Source organism: Streptomyces fulvorobeus (genome assembly GCF_013167895.1).
Lineage (GTDB): Bacteria > Actinomycetota > Actinomycetes > Streptomycetales > Streptomycetaceae > Streptomyces > Streptomyces fulvorobeus.
In genome coordinates, this window is record NZ_BLWC01000001.1 from 2,590,020 (window position 1) to 2,606,232 (window position 16,213).

13 protein-coding genes and 1 pseudogene are annotated in these 16,213 nt (G+C 72.3%); 2 read left to right on the forward strand and 12 right to left on the reverse strand.

The window, feature by feature from the left end; translation table 11 throughout:
• Positions 1 to 80: 80 nt before the first annotated feature.
• From Sfulv_RS11640 to Sfulv_RS11665, 6 genes are all read right to left on the reverse strand, one after another.
• Positions 81 to 881 carry an SDR family NAD(P)-dependent oxidoreductase gene (locus Sfulv_RS11640; protein ID WP_173313621.1) on the reverse strand — a complete coding sequence of 267 codons (801 nt, stop codon included), beginning with the start codon at positions 879 to 881 and terminating at the stop codon, positions 81 to 83.
• Positions 878 to 2,041, reverse strand: a complete 1,164-nt coding sequence (locus Sfulv_RS11645) for a serine hydrolase domain-containing protein (RefSeq protein WP_173313622.1) — start codon at positions 2,039 to 2,041, stop codon at positions 878 to 880. The genes Sfulv_RS11640 and Sfulv_RS11645 overlap by 4 nt, the downstream gene beginning before the upstream one ends.
• 85 nt (positions 2,042 to 2,126) lie before the next feature.
• The gene (locus Sfulv_RS11650) at positions 2,127 to 2,612 is read right to left on the reverse strand and encodes a MarR family winged helix-turn-helix transcriptional regulator (protein WP_173313623.1); all 486 of its coding nucleotides are present in this window, start codon (positions 2,610 to 2,612) and stop codon (positions 2,127 to 2,129) included.
• A complete protein-coding gene (locus tag Sfulv_RS11655; RefSeq protein ID WP_371874659.1) occupies positions 2,609 to 3,379 on the reverse strand; it encodes an energy-coupling factor ABC transporter ATP-binding protein in 771 nt (256 codons plus the stop codon). The genes Sfulv_RS11650 and Sfulv_RS11655 overlap by 4 nt, the downstream gene beginning before the upstream one ends.
• On the reverse strand, positions 3,376 to 4,137 hold the full coding sequence (gene cbiQ / locus Sfulv_RS11660) for a cobalt ECF transporter T component CbiQ (RefSeq protein WP_173313625.1): 762 nt from the start codon (positions 4,135 to 4,137) through the stop codon (positions 3,376 to 3,378). Before cbiQ ends, Sfulv_RS11655 begins: the two co-directional genes overlap by 4 nt.
• Before the next feature lies 1 nt (position 4,138).
• Positions 4,139 to 5,200, reverse strand: coding sequence for an energy-coupling factor ABC transporter permease (locus Sfulv_RS11665; protein ID WP_173313626.1), 1,062 nt, complete (start codon positions 5,198 to 5,200; stop codon positions 4,139 to 4,141).
• A gap of 179 nt (positions 5,201 to 5,379) precedes the next feature.
• Here Sfulv_RS11665 and Sfulv_RS11670 point away from each other — a divergent pair.
• Positions 5,380 to 5,736, forward strand: a pseudogene (locus tag Sfulv_RS11670) (SsgA family sporulation/cell division regulator); the annotation flags it as partial.
• Between the two features lie 169 nt (positions 5,737 to 5,905).
• Here the strand turns inward: Sfulv_RS11670 and Sfulv_RS11675 are convergent.
• Together Sfulv_RS11675 and Sfulv_RS11680 are read right to left on the reverse strand one after the other, a co-directional pair.
• Complete coding sequence (locus tag Sfulv_RS11675) at positions 5,906 to 8,143, reverse strand: MMPL family transporter (RefSeq protein ID WP_173313628.1); 2,238 nt, start codon at positions 8,141 to 8,143, stop codon at positions 5,906 to 5,908.
• A gap of 116 nt (positions 8,144 to 8,259) precedes the next feature.
• The gene (locus Sfulv_RS11680) at positions 8,260 to 8,829 is read right to left on the reverse strand and encodes a TetR/AcrR family transcriptional regulator (protein ID WP_173313629.1); all 570 of its coding nucleotides are present in this window, start codon (positions 8,827 to 8,829) and stop codon (positions 8,260 to 8,262) included.
• Between the two features lie 184 nt (positions 8,830 to 9,013).
• Between Sfulv_RS11680 and Sfulv_RS11685 the strand changes: the two genes are divergently transcribed.
• Positions 9,014 to 12,397, forward strand: a complete 3,384-nt coding sequence (locus Sfulv_RS11685) for a S41 family peptidase (protein WP_173313630.1) — start codon at positions 9,014 to 9,016, stop codon at positions 12,395 to 12,397.
• Between the two features lie 99 nt (positions 12,398 to 12,496).
• Here the strand turns inward: Sfulv_RS11685 and Sfulv_RS11690 are convergent, their stop codons facing one another.
• From Sfulv_RS11690 to Sfulv_RS11705, 4 genes are all read right to left on the reverse strand, one after another.
• A complete protein-coding gene (locus tag Sfulv_RS11690) occupies positions 12,497 to 12,694 on the reverse strand; it encodes a hypothetical protein (protein WP_173313631.1) in 198 nt (65 codons plus the stop codon).
• A 91-nt stretch (positions 12,695 to 12,785) separates the two neighbouring features.
• Positions 12,786 to 13,670: an SDR family oxidoreductase gene (locus tag Sfulv_RS11695; protein WP_173313632.1), complete on the reverse strand. Its 885-nt coding sequence runs from the start codon at positions 13,668 to 13,670 to the stop codon at positions 12,786 to 12,788.
• Positions 13,667 to 14,596, reverse strand: coding sequence for an alpha/beta fold hydrolase (locus Sfulv_RS11700; protein ID WP_173313633.1), 930 nt, complete (start codon positions 14,594 to 14,596; stop codon positions 13,667 to 13,669). Before Sfulv_RS11700 ends, Sfulv_RS11695 begins: the two co-directional genes overlap by 4 nt.
• The gene (locus Sfulv_RS11705; RefSeq protein WP_173313634.1) at positions 14,593 to 16,119 is read right to left on the reverse strand and encodes a flavin-containing monooxygenase; all 1,527 of its coding nucleotides are present in this window, start codon (positions 16,117 to 16,119) and stop codon (positions 14,593 to 14,595) included. The genes Sfulv_RS11700 and Sfulv_RS11705 overlap by 4 nt, the downstream gene beginning before the upstream one ends.
• Positions 16,120 to 16,213: the final 94 nt, after the last annotated feature.

A 16,213-nucleotide genomic window follows, 5' to 3' on the forward strand; every position in this document is an offset into this window, starting at 1 on the left:
GATCCACTCCGGGCGGTCGGACAGCGGCTCGGAAGCCCATGCGCCGAGGTACCGCTCGCGGCCGGGTCCGGGGCGCGCGGTCACCCCTGCGAAGTCACCTGACGGAACCCCGTGTTCACCGCCAGCAGGCCGCCGTCCACGTGCAGGGTGGCGCCCGTGATCCAGGACGAGTCGCGGGAGGCGAGGAAGGCCGCCGCCGCGGCGATGTCGGCCGGTTCGCCGATGCGGCCCAGGGGGTAGAGCGGGGCCAGCGCGTCCAGTTGGGCTTCCCGGCCCGCCCAGGCGTCCGTGCGGACCGTGCCGGGGGCGATCAGGTTGACGCGGACTCCGCGTGGGGCCGCGTGGCCCGCGAGGGTGCGGGTCAGACCGGCCAGGCCCGCTTTCGCGGCGCTGTAGGCGTGGCCGCCGAAGTCCTGTTCGCCGTTGACCGAGCCGATGTTCACGATCGCGCCCCTGCCGGAGGCCACCAGGTGGGGCAGGGCCGCCCGGGAGCAGCGGAAGGGGCCCGACAGGGTGATGTCCAGGTCGCGTTGCCAGACCTCGTCCGTCTCGTCCTCGAAGAGCGGGGCGTCCCTGCCGGCCGAGCAGGCGTTGTTGACCAGGACGTCCAGCCGGCCGAAGGTGGCGACCGCGTGGGCGACGGCCGCTTCGACGGCCGACCGGTCGCCCACGTCGCAGGGGAAGGAGGCGGCCGTGCCGCCGGTCCCGCGGATCTCCGCGGCGGCGGACTCCGCCCGGGCCCCGTCCAGGTCGGTGATCAGGACCGCCGCGCCCTCCGACGCCAGGCGGCGGGCGGTGGCCGCGCCGATGCCCTGGCCGGCTCCCGTGATGAGGGCGCAGTGGCCGTCGAACCGTGCGGTGGGCGGAGGGGAAGGTGTCATAGGGCCGACCGTACTGCTCTGACCAGTGCCTGGGCACGGGGATCGGCGGTGACTCCCTTCTGTACACCGTTCGTCACATAACCGAGGGCGATGCCCGACTCGGGGTCCGCGAAGCCGAGCGAACCGCCGCGGCCCGGGTGGCCGAAGGAGCCTGGGGCCAGGAGCGGGGCGGCCGGGCCGTGCAGCATGAAGCCGAGACCGAAGCGGGTGCTGACGACCAGGACCCGGTCCGGGCCCGCGGACTCCTCCGTGCGGGCCAGGGTGAGGGTGGCCGGGGCGAACAGGCGGTGGCCGTCGACCTCGCCGATCATCGCGGCGTAGCAGCGGGCCAGTCCGCGGGCGGTGGCGATCCCGTTGGAGGCGGGGAGTTCGGCCGCGCGGTAGGCGCCGTCGTTCTCGTCGGGCAGCGGGTCGATCGCCCCGAACGCCCGGCGGGTGAGGGAGTCCGGGTCCTGGTACGCGTCGACGACCGAGCGTTTGGGGCGCAGGCGCAGGGCCCCGCCGCCCCCCTGGGCGGCGGGCGGCTCGACCGGGCCGACCCGGCCGATCCGGTGGGCCTCGTCGGCCGGGAGGCCGAACCAGAAGTCCAGGCTGAGCGGGCGGGCGATCTCCTCGGCGATCCAGCGCCCGACGGTACGCCCGGTGACCCGGCGCACGAGTTCGCCGATGAGCCAGCTGTACGTCTGGGCGTGGTACCCGTGGTCGGTGCCCGGCTCCCAGGCGGGGCGCTGGGCCGCGACCGCCCGCGGCCCCGACGTGCCGTCCGCCGCCTCGGCCGGGGTCAGGGGCCGGTCGAGCGCGGGGACCCCGGCCCGGTGGGCGAGGAGGTGGCGTACGAGGACGCGTTCCTTGCCGTTGGCCTTGAACTCCGGCCAGTAGGTGCCGACCGGGGCGTCCAGGTCGAGCTGGCCGCGCTGGTGGAGCAGCAGCGGTACGGCGGCGGCGACGCCCTTGCCCGCCGAACGGACGATCTGCACGGTGTCGACCGCCCACGGTTCGACCCCGTCGACGTCTCTCGTACCGGCCCACAGATCGACGACCTTGCGGCCGTGCCGGTAGACGGCGACCGCGGCCCCGCGCTCGCCGCGCTGCTCGAAGTTGCGGACAAAAGCATCCCTTACCGGTTCGAACCCGGGTGACACCGTGCCCCTTACATCCACGCCTGCTCCCGCACTCCCGCTCATCCCCCATGGTGCATCGCGCCGCAGGTGGACAGTGTGCCGGGGCCGTGAACACGGTGGTCCCTCACTCCTTGCCCGGGCGCTCCAGACGGGCCGTCAGCCGGTGCAGTTCGGTGCGCAGCCGGGCCACTTGCGCGGAGGCGAGTCCGGAGGCTTCGAGCAGTTCGCCGGGGACGCGGGCCGCGCGGTCGCGCAGGGCGGCACCCTCCGCGGTCGGTTCGACGAGTACGGAGCGTTCGTCGGCGGGTGAGCGGACGCGGCGTACCAGACCGGCGCCCTCCAGCCGTTTCAGGAGGGGCGACAGGGTCCCGTAGTCGAGGTGGAGGGAGCGGGCCAGCTCCTTGACGGGGAGTTCACCGCGCTCCCACAGGACCAGCATCACGAGGTACTGGGGGTAGGTGAGGCCGAGTTCGTCCAGGAGCGGCCGGTAGGTGGCGGTGACGGCCCGCTGGGCCGCGTACAGCGCGAAGCAGAGCTGGTCGTCGAGGAGGGGCGGGCAGGCCGGCGGGTGGGGGCCGGGCGCGGCGGGTTCGGGAGCGTCCTTGGTCACGCGCCCATTGTCACGGAGCGCGGGTCGAAACCGAACGGAAGCTCCAGCCGGTGGGCGCGCATCAGCTCCTCGTCGCCGAGGAGGTCCTGGGTGCGGTCGTCGGCGGCGATGACTCCCTCGCTGAGGATGACGGCGCGCGGGCAGAGCTCCAGGGCGTACGGGAGGTCGTGGGTGACCATCAGCACGGTGACGTCCAGGGAGCGCAGGATGTCGGCGAGTTCGCGGCGGGAGGCGGGGTCCAGGTTGGAGGAGGGCTCGTCCAGGACGAGGATCTCCGGCTCCATGGCGAGGACGGTGGCCACGGCCACGCGGCGGCGCTGCCCGAAGGAGAGGTGGTGCGGCGGCCGGTTCGCGTACTCCTCCATGCCCACCCGTTCGAGGGCCTCGCGCACGCGCTCCTCCAGGTCGGGGCCGCGCAGCCCGGAGGCGGCTGGCCCGAAGGCGACGTCCTCGCGGACGGTCGGCATGAAGAGCTGGTCGTCGGGGTCCTGGAAGACGATGCCGACGCGGCGGCGGATCTCCGCGAGGTTGCGCTTGGCGACGGGGAGTCCCGCGACCCGGACGGTGCCGGCGCCCGCGTCGAGGATGCCGTTGAGGTGGAGGACGAGCGTGGTCTTGCCCGCGCCGTTGGGGCCGAGGAGTGCCACGCGCTCGCCGCGTTCGACGGTGAGGTCCACTCCGAAGAGCGCCTGGTGGCCGTCGGGGTAGGCGTACGCGAGGCCGCTGACCTCCAGGGAGGGCGTGAAGGCGGGGGTCGGGCGGCTCATAGGGTCCATCCCAGCAGACAGATAGCGAGGGCGAGCAGGGGCAGTGCGCCGGCGTACGCCCACTGGGCGCGGGATGCCGTCACCTCGTCGATGACCGGCATGGTGCCGGTGTAGCCGCGGCTGACCATCGCGAGGTGGACGCGTTCGCCGCGTTCGTAGGACCTGATGAAGAGGGCGCCCGCGGATTTCGCGAGGACGCCCCACTGGCGTACGCCCCGGGCCTCGAATCCCCGGGAGCGGCGGGCGATGGACATCCGGCGCATCTCTCCGGCGATCACGTCCCCGTACCGGATCATGAAGGAGGCGATCTGGACGAGCAGCGGCGGCAGCCTGAGCCGCTGGAGGCCGAGCAGCAGGGAACGCAGCTCGGTGGTGGAGGCCAGGACGACGGAGGCGGCGACGCCGAGGGTGCCCTTGGCCAGCACGTTCCAGGCGCCCCAGAGGCCGGGGACGCTGACGGAGACGCCGAGGATCTCGGTCTGCTCCCCGGGGACCACGAACGGCATGAGCACGGCGAAGGCCACGAATGGCACCTCGATGACCAGCCGTTTCAGCAGGAATCCGGCCGGGATGCGGGCCGCTGCGGCGACGGCGGCGATCAGCACCGCGTACAGCGCGAAGGCCCAGACCGCCTCACGGGGGGTGGAGACGACGACGAGCACGAAGCCGAAGACCGCGGCGAGCTTGCAGTGCGGCGGCAGGTCGTGGACCGGGGAGTGGGCGTGCCGGTAGAGCTTGTGCGCGTGGCCGGCGCCCATGTCAGCGGCTTCCGGTGAGCACGGCTTCGGCCGGCTCGTCCTGTCGGCGGCGGCGCACCGCCCAGAAGACGCCGCTGCCCACGGCCACCGTGGCGCCCACGCCGATCACTCCCGCGAGGCCGCCCGAGAGGCGGGGGTCGCCGACGTCCTCCACGCCGTAGTCGGCGAGCGGGGAGCCCGCGGCGGCGTGCTCCTCGACCTCGGCGTCGAAGCCCTTGTCGGCGGCGACCTTCTCCAGGCCGTCCGGGCTGGCGGAGGCGTAGAAGGAGACGAAGCCCGCGAGGACGAACGCGGCGACCAGGCCGGTGGCCCAGACGTTACGGGTGGAGGGCCCGGCCCTGCGGGCGGCCGCCGGGGCGGGGGCGGCTGCCGGGGCGTCGACCAGCACGCCGTCGACCCGGAGCTTGAGAGGGGCCGCGAGGCCCCGGGCCGCGTGCACCAGGTCGGGGCGGACGGCGATCACGGCGCCCACGGTGAGCGCGGTGATCACGGCCTCGCCGATGCCGATCAGCACGTGCACGCCGACCATCGCGGTGAGCACCTTGCCGATGGGGATGTCGGTGGTGCCGCCGACCGCGTAGATCAGGGTGAAGGTGGCGGCCGCGGCCGGTACGGAGACCAGTGCGGCGACGAAGGCCGCGACGGTCGCGGAACGGCGGGTGCGCGGGAGCACCGCGGTCAGGCCGCGGAACAGGACGTAGGCGACGACGGTCGTGACCAGGCCCATCACCGTGATGTTGACGCCGAGGGCGGTGAGGCCGCCGTCCGCGAAGAGGATGCCCTGCATCAGCAGGACCACGGAGATGCAGAGCACTCCGGTGTACGGGCCGACCAGGATCGCCGCCAGCGCGCCGCCCAGGAGATGGCCGCTGGTGCCGGCGGCGACGGGGAAGTTGAGCATCTGCACGGCGAAGACGAAGGCGGCGACGAGACCGGCCAGCGGGGCCGTGCGCTCGTCCAGCTCCCTCCGCGCGCCGCGGAGGCTGACGGCCACCGCTCCCGCGGCGACGACACCCGCGACGGCCGAGAGGGGTGCGTCGATGAATCCGTCGGGTACATGCATGGGAGGCTCCGCTTTCCTGCGTGCCCGGAGGCGGGGTCAGAACCCACCAAGGATAGGGCCTTCTTGCGCATCGCTTGCAAGAGCGGTTCTGTCACAACTGCGTAGGCACTTTCGGAGTGCCGTATACGCGAAATATGGGACATTGGACAGCGAAGTCCCATAAAAGGAGGAGCCGGCCCATGCCCCCCGTGATCGAAGAACATGCGCGAGCCCGGCTCATCACAGACGGCCCCCTCACCCGCCCCGTCCCCGTCGACCTGCGGTACGACACCGCCGACGAGTCATCGACCGTCCACGTGTCCTTCGGCAGCGGCACGGACTGGGCTGTCAGCCGCGACCTCCTGGAGAGCGGACTCCGCTTCCCCGCCGAGCGCGGCAATGTGCGGGTCTGGCCCTGCGGGCGCGCCCAGCTCATCGTGGAACTGCGCTCGGACGACGGCGTCGAGGTCTTCCAGATCGACAACGCGGACCTGATCCGCTTTCTGCACCGGACGTACGAGGAGGCCCAGGCCCCGACCGCGGCGGCCACGGGCAAGCCCTGAACACGGCGCGTACGCCGTGCGTACGATCGCCCGTACATGACAGGAAGCCCCCGTGCCGCTCGCACGGGGGCTTCCTGCCGCCCCGGTCCCCCGTCCCCACAGGTAACCGGTGCCGCCGGGGGCCGCGCACCGCTCACGCGCGGCCCCCGGAGCTCCGCCCGGGTCAGACCCGGGTCAGCTCACGCCCGCCTCCCGCTTCCCCGCCGGAGGCGCCGGGGGCGTCGGCGAGCTCCTTGCGGAGCCCCTCACCCTCGACGTCCACGTTGGGCAGGGCGCGGTCCAGCCACCTCGGCAGCCACCAGGCGCGCTTGCCGAGCAGGGCCAGTACGGCGGGCACGATCGCCATCCGCACCACGAACGCGTCGAAGAAGACGGCGATGGCGAGCGAGAAGCCGATCATCTTGATCATCGACTCGCTTGAGCTGATGAAACCGGAGAAGACCGCCATCATGATCACGGCCGCCGCCGTGACCACCCGGGCCCCGTGCTGGAAGCCGGTGACGATCGCCTGGCCGGGCGACTCCCCGTGGACGTACGCCTCACGCATCCGCGTGACGAGGAAGACCTCGTAGTCCATGGCGAGGCCGAAGACCACACCGACCATGAAGATCGGCATCATGCTCATGATCGGGCCGGTCTGTTCCACCCCGAAGAGCGAGCCGAGCCACCCCCACTGGAAGACCGCGACGACCGCGCCCAGGGCCGCGACGACCGAGAGCAGGAAGCCGAGGGCCGCCTTGAGGGGGACCAGGATCGAGCGGAAGACGAGCATCAGGAGCAGGAAGGCGAGGCCCACCACGAGCGCCAGGTAGGGCAGCAGCGCGTCGTTCATCTTCTGCGAGAAGTCGATGTTCATCGCGGTGGCGCCGGTGACCAGTACCTCGGCTCCGGTGTCCTTCCGGATGTCACCGCCCGCGTCGCGGATGGCGTGGACGAGCTCCTCGGTCTGCGCGGAGCTGGGCCGGTCCTGCGGGATGACCGTGATCGTCGCGGTGTCGCCCGCCTTGTTGAAGGCGGGCGGTGTGACGGCCACGACGTGCGGGATGGCCTCGATCTCCTCCGAGACCCGGTCGGCGGCCGCCTTGCCGTCCGAGCTGTCCGCCGTGTCGACGACGACCAGCAGCGGCCCGTTGAAGCCGGGACCGAAACCGTCCGACAGCAGGTCGTACGCCTGGCGCTGGGTGGTGCTCCTGGGCTGCGAGCCATCGTCGGGCAGGCCCATCTCCAGCGAGGCGGCCGGTACGGCGATGACACCGAGGCCCAGCACACCGACCAGCAGCACCCAGACCGGCTTGCGCAGCACGAACCGCGCCCAGCGGGTGCCCGCGTTCGCCTTCGGCCCGCTCGTGTCCCCGGCCTCGGCACGCGCGTCGGCGGTCCTGCGCGCCTTGCGTCCCATGATCCGCTTGCCCGCGAAGCCCAGCAGCGCCGGGACGAGGGTGAGCGCGATGACGACGGCGATCGCGACCGTACCGGCCGCGGCGAAGCCCATCTTCGACAGCATCGGGATGTTGACGACGGCCAGACCGGCGAGCGCGATGACGACGGTGAGGCCCGCGAAGACGACCGCGGAACCGGCCGTGCCGACCGCGCGCCCCACGGCTTCCTCGCGTTCCCTGCCCTCGGACAGCTCGGCGCGGTAACGGGAGACGATGAACAGCGCGTAGTCGATGCCGACCGCGAGGCCGATCATCATCGCGAGGGTGGAGGTGGTCGAGCCGAGGTCCAGCACGTTCGCCAGGGCTGTGATCAGCGAGATGCCCACACCGACGCCGATGAGCGCGGTGACCAGGGGCAGCCCGGCGGCGATGAGCGAGCCGAAGGTGATGACGAGCACCACGGCGGCGATGGCGACACCGATGATCTCGCCGGCTCCGGTGTGCGGCATCACCTGGAGCGCGTCACCACCGATCTCGACGGTCATGCCGCTCTTCTCGGCCGACGTGCCGGCCTCTTCCAGGGCCTCGCGCGTCTCCTCGGTCAGCTCCATGGAGTTGACCTCGTAGGAGACGGAGATGTAGGCCGTGGAACCGTCCTCGCTGACGGCCTTCGTGGCGTACGGGTCGGCGACCGAGGCTATCTGGTCCGAGCCGGACTTCAGCTCGCCGACGATGTCGGTGACCTCGGCCTTGTTCGCCGCGTCGGTCACCTTCTCGCCCTGGGGGGCCTTGAAGACGACCCGGGCGGTGGCGCCGTCCGCGCTGCCTCCGGGGAAGCGCTCTTCCAGCAGGTCGAAAGCCTTCTGGGCCTCCGTACCCGGTATGGAGAAGGAGCTCGATGTGGCGGGTGATGCGGAGGCCGCGCCGAATCCGGCGAGCGCCAGCAGTGCCACCCAGACGAGGGCGACGACGCGGCGGCGCCGGAAGGCGAACCGTCCGAGCTTGTAAAGGAAAGTGGCCACGAGGGCGTACTCCCGGTCAGGTCGAGTGGAAATGGGCGTGAAGAACCAGCCCGACGACGAGAGCGGCGTGTCAGGTGGGGCTGCGGGGAGAGGGCCGTACGGAAGGGACGGGGACGTCAGACGCCGAGGGCGGGGAGGACCACGGCGTCGAAGTAGTCACGGATATACGCCTGGTCGACTGCGCGGTCGTCGACCAGCTGCCGGGCGGCGAAGGCGCCGATCAGCATGTGCGGTACGTATTTCAGCGCCGGATTGTCCGCGCGCAGTTCACCCCGGCCCACGGCCCGGTCGAGCAGCGTTTCGAGGCCGGTCATCTCCGGCTCGATCAGCAGCTCGCGCAGCGCCTGGTGCAGATCGGGATTCTCGTGGATGGCGTGTCCCAGACCCCGGATCAGCGCGGAGTCCTTCTCCATCTGGCAGTCGTCGCTACGGCTGAGTGCGGCGTGGAAGTCCCCCCGCAGCGAACCGGTGTCGATCTCGGCGAGACTCACCGGCTTGTTGTGCCGCAGGGCGGTGACGACCAGCTTGGGCTTGCTCCCCCACTGGCGGTAGAGGGTGGCCTTGCTGGAATGGGTGCGCTGGGCGACGGCGTCCATGGTCAGGGCGTCGTAACCGACTTCACGGAGCAGGTCGAGGACGGCGGCGAACAGCTCGCTCTCACGCTCTGGCGTGAGTCTGGTGCCCATGTGCCGACCTCCCGTCCGCAGGTCCGCCGACCGGCCGGGGACCCTGAGTGGATCACCGGTCCGTCGAACGAAACCGTTTCGTACACCAGAACTCTACTCCCGCCCGGGAGCGAAACGAAGTCGTTTCGCTTGTGGGCTGCACCACAAGTTGCCGCCCGCCGCGCGCACCGAAAGCATGGGGAAGGTGAGTGACGACGTGGCGTATCTCCGGTTCCCGCACCTCCACAAGGACCTGCTGTGCTTCGCGGCCGAGGACGACCTGTGGGTCGCTCCCCTCGCCGCCGCCGGGCACCGGCCCGGCCGCGCCTGGCGGGTGACCGTAGACCGCACACGGGTCAGCCACCCGCGCTTCTCGCCCGACGGCAGCCGCATCGCCTACACGACCTGGCGGACGCTCGACCCCGAGATCCACCTGGCCCCCGTCGACGGCGGGGCCGCCCGCAGACTCACCTACTGGGGCTCGACCGACGCCCGGGTCTGCGGCTGGAGCCCCGACCCGGGCGACGCCTCGCAGATTCTCGCCGTCTCCTCGCACAACCAGCCGTTCTCCTACTTCTCCTGGGCCTACAGCGTCCCCACCGACGGCAGCCCCGGCGGCAGACTGCCCTGGGGCCCGGTCTCCGCCCTCGCGGTCGCCGACATCGACGGGGAGCGGCGCACGCTGCTGCTCACCGGCACCCCGCCGCACGAACCGGCGGCGTGGAAGCGCTACCGGGGCGGGGCCACGGGGCGGCTCTGGCTGCACGGGAAGCGGCTGCTGCCGGACATCGGGGGGCATCTGGACTCCCCGATGATCGTCGGGCGGCGCATCGCGTTCCTCTCCGACCACCAGGGTGTGGGGAACCTGTACTCGTGCGCGCTGGACGGCCAGGATCTGCGCCGCCACACGGACCACGACGCCTTCTACGCCCGTAACGCCTCCAGCGACGGCCACCGGGTCGTCTACCAGTGCGGCGGCGAGGTGTGGCTGGTCGACGACCTCGAAGCGCCGGACGCCGTGCCGCGGAAGCTGGAGATCCGGCTCGGCGGGCCCCGCACCGGGCGGCGCGCGTACCAGGTGCCGGCCGCGAGCAACGTCGACTCGCTGTCGGTCGACGAGACGGGCCGGGCGAGCGCCGTCGCCGTACGCGGCAGCCTGTACTGGCTCACGCACCGCGACGGCCCCGCCCGCACGATCACCGGCACGCCCGGGGTGCGGGTGCGGCTGCCGGAGATGCTCGGCAGCGGCGGCCAGGTCGCGTACGTGACGGACGCGGACGGCGAGGACGCGATCGAGATCTCCTACCTGCCCAGGGCCAGCGGCGACCGCGCGCCCCGGCGGCTCGCCTCGGGGAAGCTCGGCCGGGTGGAGGAGATGGCCTCCGACCCGGAGGGCGAACGGCTCGCCATCGCCTCGAACGACGGGCGGCTGCTGCTCCTGGACACGGCGGAGGCGGTCGTCGCCGAGGCGGTGGCCGCGGAGTCCACCGGGGAGCGGGCCGGCACCGGTTCCACCCGGGCCGACCTCGTCCGCGCGGTGGACGAGGCCACCGCGCAGGCAGCAGGCAGCGAGGTCACCGAGCTGATCCGCTCCACCAACGGCCCGGTCCGCGACCTGGCGTTCTCGCCGGACGGGCACTGGCTGACCTGGTCGCACCCGGGCGTCGGCCGGTCCCTGCGCCAGATCAAGCTGGCGCGGATCACCGGGCCCGGCTCCCCCGTCATCGTCGACGTGACCAACGGCCGCTTCGAGGACGAGAACCCCGTCTTCACGGGGGACGGCCGCTACCTCGCCTTCCTCTCCTGGCGCGGCTTCGACCCGGTGTACGACGTCCACACCGGCGACCTCTCCTTCCCGCTGGGCTGCCGCCCGTACCTGGTCCCGCTCTCCTCGGCCACCCCGTCGCCCTTCGCGCTGCTGCCGGACGGCCGTCCGGCGGCGGGCGGCCTCGATCCGGTGGACATTCCCGAGGGCGGTACGGGGGAGGCGGCGGCGGTCACCGTCGAGTTCGAGGGGCTGGAGAGCCGGGTGACGCCGTTCCCGGTCTCGGCGTCGAAGTACTCGGCGCTGCGCCCGGTCAGCGGCGGCGGTCTGGTCTGGCTGCGCTGGCCGATCTCGGGCGCGCTGGGCGAGACGTTCGCCAACCCGGCGGACATGTCCGGGCGGCCCACGCTGGAGCACTTCAACATCGCCAAGGCCCGCAGGACCGAACTCGTCGACCACCTGGACTGGTTCGCCGTCAGCGGTGACGCGAGCCGGCTGGTCGTCATGGACGAGGGCGAGCTGCGCGCCGTCCCGGCGACCGAGGCCGGCGACAACGACTCGACGGTCTACCTCGATCTGCGCCGCATCCTGCACGAGGCCGACCCGCCCGCGGAGTGGCGCCAGGCGTTCGGGGAAGCGGGGCGGATCATCCGCTCCTACTTCTGGGAACCGGACATGTGCGGCATCGACTGGCCCGCGGTGCTCGACCAGTACCGCCCCCTGGTCGAACGGGTCGCGTCCCCGGACGAGTTCGCCGACCTCCTGCGCGAGGTCCTGGGCGAACTGGGCACCTCGCACGCGTACGTCTCCCCGGCCCGCCGCAACGAGGGACCGCCGCACTACCAGCGGGCGATCGGGCTGCTCGGCGCCAACCTGGTGTGCCGGGACGGCGAGTGGCTGGTCCAGCACATCCTGCCCGGCGACTCCTCGGACTCCAAGGCGCGCTCACCGCTCGCCGGTACGGGGATCAGGGAGGGCGCGGTCCTGACCCATGTCGACGGGCGGCCCGTCGACCCGGTCGCGGGGCCCTATCCGCTGCTCACGGCGGCGGGCGGCACGACGGTGGAGCTGACGTTCAGCACGGCGGGGTGCGGCCGGCCACGCCGCGTCGCGATCCTCCCGCTGATCGACGAGCGCCCGCTGCGGTACCAGAACTGGGTGGCCAAACGCCGTGAGGTGGTACGGGAGCTGAGCGGCGGCAGGTGCGGCTATCTGCACATCCCCGACATGGGCGGCTCCGGGTGGGCCCAGTTCAACCGCGATCTGCGGCTTGAGGTCTCGCGTCCGGCGCTGATCGTGGACGTACGGGGCAACGCGGGCGGGCACATCAGCGAGCTGGTCGTGGAGAAGCTGACCCGCAGGATTCTCGGCTGGGACCTGACACGCAACGCCCAGGCGGTCTCGTACGCGTCCAGCGCGCCGAGGGGGCCGGTGGTGGCCCTCGCCGACGAGGCGACGTCCTCGGACGGTGACATGATCACCGCCGCGTTCCGGCTGCTGGGGCTGGGACCCGTGGTGGGGCAGCGCACCTGGGGCGGGGTGGTCGGGATGACGGGGCGCCACCGTCTGGGTGACGGCACGGTGATCACGGTGCCGATGAACGCCGCGTGGTTCGACACGTACGGCTGGTCGGTGGAGAACCACGGTGTGGAACCGGACCTGGAGGCGCTGCGCACGCCGCTGGACTGGGCGGAGGGGCGGCACGCGGTGCTGGACGACGCGGTACGGGTGGCGCTGAGCCTGCTGGAGAAGCATCCGGCGTCGACACCGCCGACGTACGCGACGGCCCCGGTACTGCGCCGCCCACCGCTGCCGCCGCGCTGAGACCCGGCGCCCCGGGGCAGCACGAAAGGCGCACCCGGCGAACCGGGTGCGCCCCTCGCAGCGCGGACGCGCGGGCGCGGGATCAGGCCGCCGCGGACGTCAGCGGTCGAAGCGCTCGCGCGCGTCGTCCGTCATGTCCTGGGAGCGGTCGCGGAGTCCGGACCGCTCCGCACCCCGTTCCGGCTCATCGGACGAGCGCTCCCGCGCCGCCCCGCCCTTCTCGTCGGCCATCTTCTTCCGCTTGGCCTGGTCGGCGAGCTCCTGCGCCTTGTCCTTGAACTGGTCTGCGATGCCCATGCTGTTCGCTCCTATGGGTAATGCCGGGGGTCGGCCCCGTCGCCCGGGGCCTCGACCAGATTTACACGTCAGGACATGCGGCGCATTTCGTTCAGTTACTCTGCGTGCGCTCTTCCTGGTCCGCCGCGCCCCCGGCCCCCACGAGACCCGTGCCGACGCCGGACAGCCGGTCCCCGAACCGGGCCATCTCGCGCTGGCCGACGATCCCGATGACCGTCGGCAGACAGCCGCGTACCGACTGCATCCCCCGCAGCCACCACTGCGCGTACACGTGCGAGGAGCGCCGCTCGATCCCCGCCACGATCCGGTCGACGGCCGGGCCGAGGGGGTACGTGCGGTTCGCCGGCCACGGCAGCCGCTGCCGCAGCTCGCGCATCACGTCGTCCTGGTCGGCGCCCCGCACCATGTCCGTGTCCGTCCAGGACAGGTAACCGACCCCGACCCGCACGCCCCGGTACCCGACCTCGGCCCGCAGGCTGTGCGCGAACGCCTCGACGCCCGACTTCGACGCGCAGTACGCGGTCATCATCGGCGCCGGGGTGAGCGCGGCCAGCGAGGCGATCTGGAGGAAGTACCCGCGGCTCTCCATGAGCACCGGCAGGAACGCCCGTCCTGTCACCGCCCCGCCGATGAGGTTGACCTCTATGACCCGCCGCCAGGCGTCCGGGTCGGAGTCGACGAACGGCCCGCCCGCGGCGACGCCCGCGTTCGCCACGACCACGTCGACCTTGCCGAACCGCTGCTCGACCTCCTGGGCGACCCGGGCCATCGCCACATGGTCGGTGACGTCCGCGTGCCAGTGGCCGCTCTCCCCGTGCAGCCGCCCGGAGACCTGCTTCAGCTCGTCCGGCTCCAGGCCGACCAGCGCCAGCGTCGCGCCGCGCGCCGAAAGCTTGCGGGCCAGCAGCTCTCCCACCCCGCGCGCGGCCCCGGTGACGACGACGACCTGGCCCTCAAGACTGCGCCTGCCGCTCATGCGGCCTCCTCCTTGCCCATGCCGGCCACCGCGACGTACTCGGCCACCAGTTCGCGTATCTTCGCCGTGACCACTTCCGGCGCCTCCACCGGTGTCATGTGGCCGATGCCCGTGAGCTCGGTCAGTCCGAGGCCCTGCGGCAGCGCCGCGGCCACCGCCCTGGCGTGTACCGGCGGGGTCAGCCGGTCGTCCGTACCCGCGATCACCGCGGTGGGCGCCCGCAACTCCCGTACGCCCGCCTCTATGTCGAGTTCGGCGAGCACGTTCCCCCACGCCACCCGCGCCCGCCGCGGGCACGCGTGCACGATCCGGGCGCAGAGGTCCACCCGCTCCGGCGCCGAACCGGCGCCCATGGTGGCGTACCTGAGTATCTTCTTCGACCACGGAGTGACCGGGCCGAGCGGCGCCCGCGCGCCGAGAACGGCGCGGGTGAGGCGGGTGCGGAGCGCGCCGGCCCTCAGCGGGAGGACCAGCGACTCGGCGAGCAGCCGCGAACTGCCGGTGCTGCACAGCAGGACCGCTGCCGCGTGCTCCCGCAGCCCGGCCCGCCGGGAGGCCGCCATCAGCGTCATCCCGCCCATGGAGTGCCCGGCGAGCACCGCCTTCTCCCCCGGGGCGAGGGTGGCCGCCAGGACGGCTTCGAGGTCGTCGGCGAGGGCGTTCGTGCTGTAGCCGGCGACGCCGCCCTGCGGCGACCCGCCGTGTCCGCGCTGGTCGTAGGCGATGACCCGGTGATCGGCCGCCAGGTCGCGTATCTGGGCGGCCCAGAAGTGGGTGTTGCAGGTCCAGCCGTGCGCGAGCAGCACGGCGGGGGCGCCTTCGGGTCCGTGCAGTTCGACGTGGATGCGCGAGCCGTCCGCCGAGACAGCGGTCAGTTCGCGTACGGGTATGGGCGGCGCGTCCTGGCGTCGCAGCGGCCTGCTCATGCGACAGCTCCTTCGGTCCGTGCCTTGTCACCCTCGGCGGCGCCCGGCTTCCGTGGCCGGACCACCTCGTACTCCGCCAGGTCCACCGACCGCGTCGCCCTGCGGAACTCGGCGGTCGTGCCCGGCCAGACGGTGGTGTTGCGCCCCTCGGAGTCGAGGTACCAGCTGGTGCAGCCTCCGGTGTTCCACACGGTGCGCCGCATCCGCTCCTGGACCCGGTGGTTCCACGCCGTCACCGCCGACTGCCGCGCGCCCAGTGCGGCACGTCCGCCCAGGGCGTCCAGCCGGCGCAGGTAGTCGGCCATGTAGTTCAGCTGGGACTCGATCATCAGGATCATGGAGGAGTTGCCGAGTCCGGTGTTGGGGCCGATGATCGTCATCCAGTTGGGGAAGCCGACCGCGGTCGCGCCGCGCAGCGCCTCCATGCCGCCCTTCCAGTGCTCGGCGAGCGTGATGCCGTCGGCGCCGACGACCCGTTCCGCGATCGGCATGTCCGTCACGTGGAAGCCGGTGCCGAAGATGATCGCGTCGACCTCGGTCTCCGTACCGTCGGATGCCACGACGGTGGAGCCGCGCACCTCGGTCAGGCCGGCGGCGACCACGTCCACGTTGGGCTCGGCGAGCGCCGGGTAGTAGGCGCTGGACAGCAGGATGCGCTTGCAGCCGATGCGGTACGAGGGCGTCAGCTTGGCCCGCAGCACCGGGTCCTTGACCGACCGGGCGATGTTGGCCTTGGCGACGCGTTCCACCAGGCCGAGCCGGTCCGGGTGTTTGGTGAAGGCGCTGACCTGCAACTCCCTGATTCCCCAGAGCAGTCCGCGACGGGCGGTGCCGGTGAGGGGCAGCACGCGGTGGAGCCACTTCTCGGCGCCGCTGATGGCCCGGTCCATCCGGGGCATGACCCACGGCGGGGTGCGCTGGAAGAGCGTGACCTTGGCGGCCTTCGGCTGGATGGCCGGGACGATCTGGATGGCGGAGGCGCCGGTCCCGACCATCGCGACGCGCTTGCCCGTCAGGTCGTAGCCGTGGTCCCAGCGCGCCGAGTGGAAGACCTTGCCGGGGAATCCGGCGAGCCCGGGGATGTCCGGCATCTTGGGGTCGGAGAGCGGACCGGTCGCCGAGACGACGGCGTCCGCGGTGAGGACGGCGCCGTTGGCGCACTCGATGCGCCAGTACAGCTCGTCGTTGTCCCAGCGCATCACGGTCACTTCGTGGTCGAGCCTGATGTGCGGACGCAGACCGAAGGTGTCGGCGACGTGCTCCAGGTAGGCCCGGATGTGCTCCTGCCCGGAGAAGGTGCGCGGCCAGTCCGGGTTGGGGGCGAACGAGAACGAGTACAGGTGGGACGGTACATCGCAGGCGCAGCCCGGATAGCTGTTGTCGCGCCAGGTGCCGCCGACCGAACCGGCCCGTTCCAGGACGACGAAATCGGTGGTGCCTTCGCGGCGCAGCCGGACAGCGGCACCGAGGCCCCCGAAACCGGATCCGATCACCGCCACTCGTACATGCTCGTGCTGGGCCATGCTGCCGCCTCCCGCGGTACGTCACACGACTCTGCCAGCAATCACTGGCATTGTTGGGAGAGTAGAGCAGCACCGTACTGATGGGTAGGGGTCG

Coding starts and splice junctions, on each gene's coding strand:
- Sfulv_RS11690 (WP_173313631.1), bottom strand. CDS start 12,694: ATGGGCATCGCAGACCAGTTCAAGGACAAGGCGCAGGAGCTCGCCGAC.
- Sfulv_RS11665 (WP_173313626.1), bottom strand. CDS start 5,200: ATGCATGTACCCGACGGATTCATCGACGCACCCCTCTCGGCCGTCGCG.
- Sfulv_RS11655 (WP_371874659.1), bottom strand. CDS start 3,379: ATGAGCCGCCCGACCCCCGCCTTCACGCCCTCCCTGGAGGTCAGCGGC.
- Sfulv_RS11700 (WP_173313633.1), bottom strand. CDS start 14,596: ATGAGCAGGCCGCTGCGACGCCAGGACGCGCCGCCCATACCCGTACGC.
- Sfulv_RS11680 (WP_173313629.1), bottom strand. CDS start 8,829: ATGGGCACCAGACTCACGCCAGAGCGTGAGAGCGAGCTGTTCGCCGCC.
- Sfulv_RS11695 (WP_173313632.1), bottom strand. CDS start 13,670: ATGAGCGGCAGGCGCAGTCTTGAGGGCCAGGTCGTCGTCGTCACCGGG.
- Sfulv_RS11705 (WP_173313634.1), bottom strand. CDS start 16,119: ATGGCCCAGCACGAGCATGTACGAGTGGCGGTGATCGGATCCGGTTTC.
- cbiQ (WP_173313625.1), bottom strand. CDS start 4,137: ATGGGCGCCGGCCACGCGCACAAGCTCTACCGGCACGCCCACTCCCCG.
- Sfulv_RS11640 (WP_173313621.1), bottom strand. CDS start 881: ATGACACCTTCCCCTCCGCCCACCGCACGGTTCGACGGCCACTGCGCC.